The organism is Klebsiella sp. GB_Kp047 (assembly GCF_040065235.1).
In the GTDB taxonomy this organism is placed as follows: domain Bacteria; phylum Pseudomonadota; class Gammaproteobacteria; order Enterobacterales; family Enterobacteriaceae; genus Klebsiella; species Klebsiella quasipneumoniae.
Genome location: NZ_JBEAJG010000012.1, coordinates 46,327 through 52,639 on the forward strand (window position 1 = coordinate 46,327; position 6,313 = coordinate 52,639).

The following is a 6,313-nucleotide window of genomic DNA, read 5'->3' on the forward strand; positions in this document are numbered from 1 at the left end:
TCGCAAAATCCTTGCCGATCAACCTACCAGATGCGGCGATTCTACGTGGATCGCTATTTAACTATCACTGCCAGTTATTTGTTCGAAAAGCCCATAGCTTTCTATTTATACTCAAGCTTCGCGCCATCAGATAGCTATGTCTTATGAAAAAACTACCGGACCATTTATCCAGGGAATGCATCATCGCCGCCATTCGCGCTTATGATGCAGGCGTTGCGCATGAGTTTAGAAGCGCGCGTCTGTATGAGATCGAATTTGAGGGGCGTCGGTATCCTTCAAAAGCCATCGTCGGGTTAGCGGCCACGTTTGCGACGGGGACGGAATTTACCCCGGCGGATTTCAGCGGGGGGATTAAATCCAAATGCGTGCGTCTGTTACTGGAGCAAGGATTTACGATCGCGTCGCAGGGCGCTGGCGATGACGAGGCTGCGCTTTTCCCCGATGAGGGGCAGACGACCATGGAGTACGTGGAAGGGGCGGCGATGCAGGTGGTGGTCAATCGCTATGAGCGCGACCGTCAGGCTCGTCAGGCGGCGCTTCGCCTGCACGGCTGCCAGTGTAAGGTATGCGGTCTGGATATGGCCAGCCGCTATGGCGATATCGGCCAGGGCTTTATCCATATCCACCATCTCATTCCGCTGTCCGGGATAAAGCAGGACTACCGTCTGAACCCAGAAACCGATCTGATCCCGGTATGTCCCAACTGCCATGCAATGCTGCACCGGCGAGATCCGCCGTTTACTCCCGAAGAGCTGAAGGCCCGGCTGCGCCCTGCAGACTGACATCCGACAGCTCTCGCTTTAATTACATCAAACACACCACAAACCCCACGCTACCTTACCGGTAGCGTGGGCTCACACTCCCTACTTATCCCGCGTCTCGCCAGCCTCCCAGCTGTAGCTGCCATCGGCCGCTAACCTATCGCCCAGCTCCTGATACTCGAACTGATAAAACTCAGCCTGGGTGCCGTACCCGGCGTAGTCTACCGCCGCCAGGCCGACGAACGCCCCGGTAAAGAACCCGCCATAGCTCTGCAACACATAGTCATCGGACAGCACTGCGGCATCCAGCTGGACCGGGATCTCGGTGAAGGTCACGCCATCGAAGCTGTATTCATAGCTGTAGGTCTGCTTGCGGACTTTGGTCCGGAACCAGACGTATTCCACGCCGTCCGGCACCTTGATGGCGTTATCTTTCAGGTACGATGTGTATTTCCCGCGGTTATTTTCGCCGGCTTCGATGACCTTGCCGTTAATTTCATTCCAGGTCAGGAAGACAAAGCTCCAGTGGCGGTCGTTATAGTAATTCGTTAACCCGGCCATCTGCTGATAGCTGAAGGGCTCGAATTTCACCTTCACCGCGGCGTCAAAATAGAAGGCCTGCCAGCGGCGGGCAATCAGCGACAGGTCATGGGTATTGGCTAACGAACCCTGGCCGATTAAGGTTAATTTGCCGTCGCCGGTGGTGCCCATTTTGGCCGTAAACGGCACCCGCAGGGTATTCCAGTTCGGATCGAGCGCTGGCGAGGTAAAGTCATCCTGCTGGCTATTATCGCTGGCGCTTTCGGTGAAGATGGCGTCTTTCGGCCCTTCGACGAAGGTCTTCCCGCCGTGACCGCCTTCAATACGCGGCCAGCCCTCGTCGTCCCAGTACACTTTCTGGATCGCGGTTTCCCGGCCGAGGGTTGACCAGCCGCGCGGGTCGTAGATGGATTCCCCCGGGCGGTTCCACGGCCTGGCGCAGAGCGAAGCGTAATACCATTCGCCTTCCGGGGTGGAGACCAGCGCGCCATGGCCCTGTTTCTGGATGTAGCTGTCCGGGGTATCGACGTTGGTTAAGAACACGTCGCCCGGCTCGGTTTCGAAGCTGTCGGCCTCGAGGGTTGTCGACCGCGCCACCACCTCCTGGTGGGTAAACACGGTGCCGCCCTGGGCAGCAAACAGGTAGTAGTAGCCGTTCAGTTTATAGAGGTGCGGCCCCTCGACCAGCGCCACGGCGGTGCCGCGGTAGATGGTGCGCGCGGTTTCCGGCATTAACTTCAGCGTGTTGGTATCCAGCTCCGTTAAGGTAATGCCATCGAAGGGGTGATGGTACTCCCGGTGATCCCAGGTTTGCTGGACGATATATTTCCGGCCATCGTCGTCATGGAACAGCGAGGCGTCAAACCCGACGCCGTTCAGCTTGATCGGGTCGCTCCACGGGCCCCGAATATCCTTCGCGGTGGTCAGGTAGTTGGTCATGTCTTTAAAGGCGCCTTCGGTGACCTTCACATCGGTATACACCAACCAGAATTGCCCGTCGGCCCAGGAGAGCGCCGGCGCCCAAATGCCGCCGGAGGAGGGGTTGCCCTTCATATCCAGCAGGGTGGTGGTGGAGAGCGGCGAAGGCAGCAGGTTCCAGTTTTTCAGGTCTTTCGACTCATGTAAACGCACGCCCGGGAACCACTCAAACGTCGAGTTGGCAATATAGTACGTATCCTCGACGCGAATAATACTGGGGTCGGCATTAAAGCCGCGTAATATCGGGTTTTGAATAAGTGACATTTCATTACACCTTTTAAAATGGAAAGTGACGAATCGGTCTGATTTATAATTTTTTTAACTACACGCGGATCTCATCCAGCTGACGGTTGATGTCGGTAACATGTTTATCGGAGATGGGATAAACCTGCATGATCACCATCGAAATAGCGGCCAGCGCAATCGGGATCCACACCGCGGTCATAATGATCCCGTCGATGGCGCTGGCGCTCTGCACGGCGCCGCTTTCATTAAAGCCATACACCGCCAGCAGCCACAGCGGGATCGCGCCGCCGATGGTGAAGCCGATCTTGAAGAAGAGTCCCATAATGGCATTGATAATGGCGGCATTGCGTTTGCCAGATTTTAATTCGCCGTACGCGATGACTTCCGGTACCAGCGCCCACATAAAGCCGGTGGCGGAGGTTAAGCCCCACTGTTTAATAAAGGTGGCGATGTAGGCCAGCCACAGCGCGTCGTGCATCCCTTCGCGGGACCAGACGTAGGTCAGCAGTTCGCCGACGATGAACATGGCGAGGAACAGATGGAAGAAGCCTTTTTTACCAAAGATTTTTTTCAGTTTCGGCCAGAAAATCGGGAAGGCGATGCCGGGAATAGACGCGACGAGACCCACCGCGCCCATCCATTCGGAGTGGCCGACGACGTACTGGTTGAAGAAGCCGTTAACGGTGTTCATGAAGAACATGAAGGTAAAGGCCAGCATAAAGAACATGCCCAGAATAACCAGCGGGCGGTTATGTCGGAGTTCGTGGAAAAGGTCAGTGGTTTTGACGTTGGCGGTCTGCTCGGCGGTCGCGACAACGCGTTCTTTGGTGCATTTGTAGCAGATAAACAGGGCCACCGCGCCGATGATCATATAGATGGCGTACACGCCGAACCAGGCGTAGTTTGCCGACGGATCGGTATAGTTGCCCAGATTCAGCTCAAGGCCGAAAAAGCCGGTGTCTTTCAGGCTGCGATCTTTCGGCGCCGCCATCTGCACAAACATCGGGAACAGGGTATAGACCAGCAGGTTGGCGCTGTTGGCCAGCATCATGCGGGTACTGGTCAGTTTATCGATCGATTCCGGGTCGCGGGTCAGCGACGCATTCAGCGAGCCATAGGGAATATTGACTAAGGAATAAACCAGGTCCAGCGCCAGATAAATAATAAAGGCGAAAGCCACCGAACCTTTCACTCCGGGGATGGGCGCGAACAGTAATGCCGACAGGATCACCAGCGGCACGCCGGCTCGTAACAGCCACGGACGATATTTTCCTGCTTTTGAGGTTCGTTTATCCACGTAGGTGCCGACCATCGGATCCCAAAACACATTAATGATGCGGACAAAAAGAAAAATAAAGCCTGCCGTTGCCGTGCTGATGGTATTTACCGTCAGCATATGCAAAGCCAGAAAACCCCCAATTGTGCCGAAAACCAGGTTTTGCGCAAAGTCGCCCATGCCATAACCAATTCGTTCTCCGCGGGTTAATTTATGATATTCATCATGCCGACTGTGCATTATGTTTTTACTCATTCTAAGCAGACTCCGGTTTGTTTTGTGTAGGTGAAACACTTTCTGACACAGTTGACCTGGAAGAATCTATTACGTTTTTAAATTAAGTAATTATGTTTTTTTACTTCTGTGATCCTCGAAGCAAAGGCCTGTATCACCTGCGTTGAGCCGCCATTCGCCGCTAATTTTCTGGCCGACAGGCAATGTGACAAAACCGGCATTTTAATTCGCTATGTCCAGCTGAATTCCCCAGGCAGTGTACGCTATACGCGCGCGAAGCGAGATATTTAAAATAGTTTTATTTGCGAGATGGCTCACATTTGAGCATTTTCTCAATCGCTGAGTGAAATAACGTAATTGAGCAAGCGCCGATGAGAATACACGATGTGTCACAGTTGTTAATTTTCGGCTTTCTCAATTTCGGAGTTCATCATGCAAACTTATTTTGACCAGCTCGAACGCGTTCTTTTTGCCGGACCTAAAACCGATAATCCTCTGGCGTTTCGCCACTATAATCCGGATGAAATCGTGCTGGGAAAACGCATGGCCGATCATCTGCGTTTTGCCGCCTGTTATTGGCATAACTTCTGCTGGAATGGCGCGGATATGTTTGGCGCCGGCTCGTTTGAGCGTCCCTGGCAGGCCGCGGGCGATGCGCTGGAAATGGCCAAACGCAAAGCGGACGTGGCGTTTGAGTTTTTCTACAAGCTCAACGTGCCGTATTACTGCTTCCACGATGTCGACGTCTCGCCAGAAGGCGCGTCGCTGAAAGAGTATTTGCATAATTTTGCCGTGATGACCGAGGTGCTGGCGGAGAAACAGCAGCAAACCGGTGTGAAACTGCTGTGGGGCACCGCCAACTGCTTTACCCACCCGCGCTACGGCGCCGGGGCGGCGACCAACCCCGATCCGGAGGTGTTTGCCTGGGCGGCCACGCAGGTGGTGACCGCCATGAACGCTACCCACCAGCTCGGCGGCGAAAACTATGTGCTGTGGGGCGGCCGCGAAGGTTACGAGTCACTGCTGAATACCGACCTGCGTCAGGAGCGCGAGCAGATTGGCCGCTTCCTGCAGATGGTGGTGGAGCACAAGCATAAGATTGGCTTTGGCGGCACGCTGCTTATCGAGCCGAAACCGCAGGAGCCCACCAAGCATCAGTACGATTACGATGTCGCGACGGTGTATGGCTTCCTGAAGCAGTTTGGCCTGGAAAATGAGATCAAGGTGAACATTGAAGCCAACCACGCCACCCTGGCGGGGCACTCTTTCCACCATGAAATCGCCAGCGCCATCGCGCTGGGGATCTTCGGCTCCGTTGATGCCAACCGCGGCGATGCGCAGCTCGGCTGGGATACCGATCAGTTCCCGAACAGCGTGGAAGAAAATACCCTGGTGATGTACGAGATCCTCAAAGCCGGGGGATTCACCACCGGCGGCCTGAACTTTGACGCCAAAGTTCGCCGGCAGAGCACCGACAAATACGACATGTTCTATGGCCATATTGGCGCCATGGACGTGATGGCGCTGTCCCTCAAGCTGGCCGCGCGCATGATTGAGGATGGCAAGCTCGATCGGGAGCTGGCAAAACGCTATGCCGGCTGGCAGGGCGAGCTGGGGCAGCAAATTATGACCGGCTGCATGTCGCTGGATAATATTGCCCGGTACGCTGAGCAGCATAATCTGAATCCACAGCATCACAGCGGGCGTCAGGAATTACTCGAAAATATCGTCAATACCTATATCTTTGGTTAAATTTGGCTGACATGCCCCTGCGGGGGCATGTATTCCGCCGTTTGCCCGCTGCCGGGAAATAGCGTTTATTTGTTCGTGTTGTATTTATGCTGTCTGCGCCGAAAAGACCATCTGTTTGACTGTCTATAGAGGAACAATCCGCCGCGCGGATGGTTCTGCCATTGTGCCACCTGTTTAATAGCAATAAAGGAGGGGAAGTCGCGATAATTGTGTAATGCCTCTGTGACCGTACAAAATAAAAATAACTTGTTCTGATGATAGCGACATATTCTGTCAGCTCAGAATAGGCTGGTTATTGTCTGAATAAAATTAACCTATATTGAGAAACTCATGACAATGATAAAAAAACTTCCATTAACCATGGCGGTTATCGCCGCGTTTTTTCCGCTTACCTCTGTAATGGCGCAAGAATTTACTCAGGAACAGATCGACGCCATCGTCGCCAAGGCCGTTGATAAAGCGCTGGCCGAACGCCAGGCGAAAATCGACGCCGCGGCCGACAAAAAGGTCGACGTGATCACCAACC

At 54.1% G+C, this 6,313-nt stretch carries 4 protein-coding genes and 1 pseudogene; 3 read left to right on the top strand and 2 right to left on the bottom strand.

All coding sequences use genetic code 11. From position 1 onward, the window contains the following. The first annotated feature begins 143 nt into the window (after window positions 1-143). A complete protein-coding gene (locus ABLV76_RS07530) occupies window positions 144-782 on the top strand; it encodes an HNH endonuclease (RefSeq protein WP_064158617.1) in 639 nt (212 codons plus the stop codon). Window positions 783-863: 81 nt separating this feature from the next. On the opposite strand, the gene ABLV76_RS07535 is transcribed toward ABLV76_RS07530, so the two are convergent. Together ABLV76_RS07535 and ABLV76_RS07540 are read right to left on the bottom strand one after the other, a co-directional pair. Next, window positions 864-2,543 carry a glycoside hydrolase family 43 protein gene (locus ABLV76_RS07535; RefSeq protein WP_348878262.1) on the bottom strand — a complete coding sequence of 560 codons (1,680 nt, stop codon included), beginning with the start codon at window positions 2,541-2,543 and terminating at the stop codon, window positions 864-866. Between the two features lie 58 nt (window positions 2,544-2,601). Next, window positions 2,602-4,041 (bottom strand): MFS transporter, encoded by a 1,440-nt coding sequence (locus ABLV76_RS07540; protein ID WP_072140513.1) that lies wholly within the window; start codon window positions 4,039-4,041, stop codon window positions 2,602-2,604. Window positions 4,042-4,467: 426 nt separating this feature from the next. Here ABLV76_RS07540 and xylA point away from each other — a divergent pair, with 426 nt between their 5' ends. Then, on the top strand, window positions 4,468-5,787 hold the full coding sequence (gene xylA / locus ABLV76_RS07545) for a xylose isomerase (RefSeq protein WP_348878263.1): 1,320 nt from the start codon (window positions 4,468-4,470) through the stop codon (window positions 5,785-5,787). Between the two features lie 330 nt (window positions 5,788-6,117). Then, a pseudogene (locus tag ABLV76_RS07550) lies at window positions 6,118-6,313 on the top strand (carbohydrate porin); the annotation flags it as partial.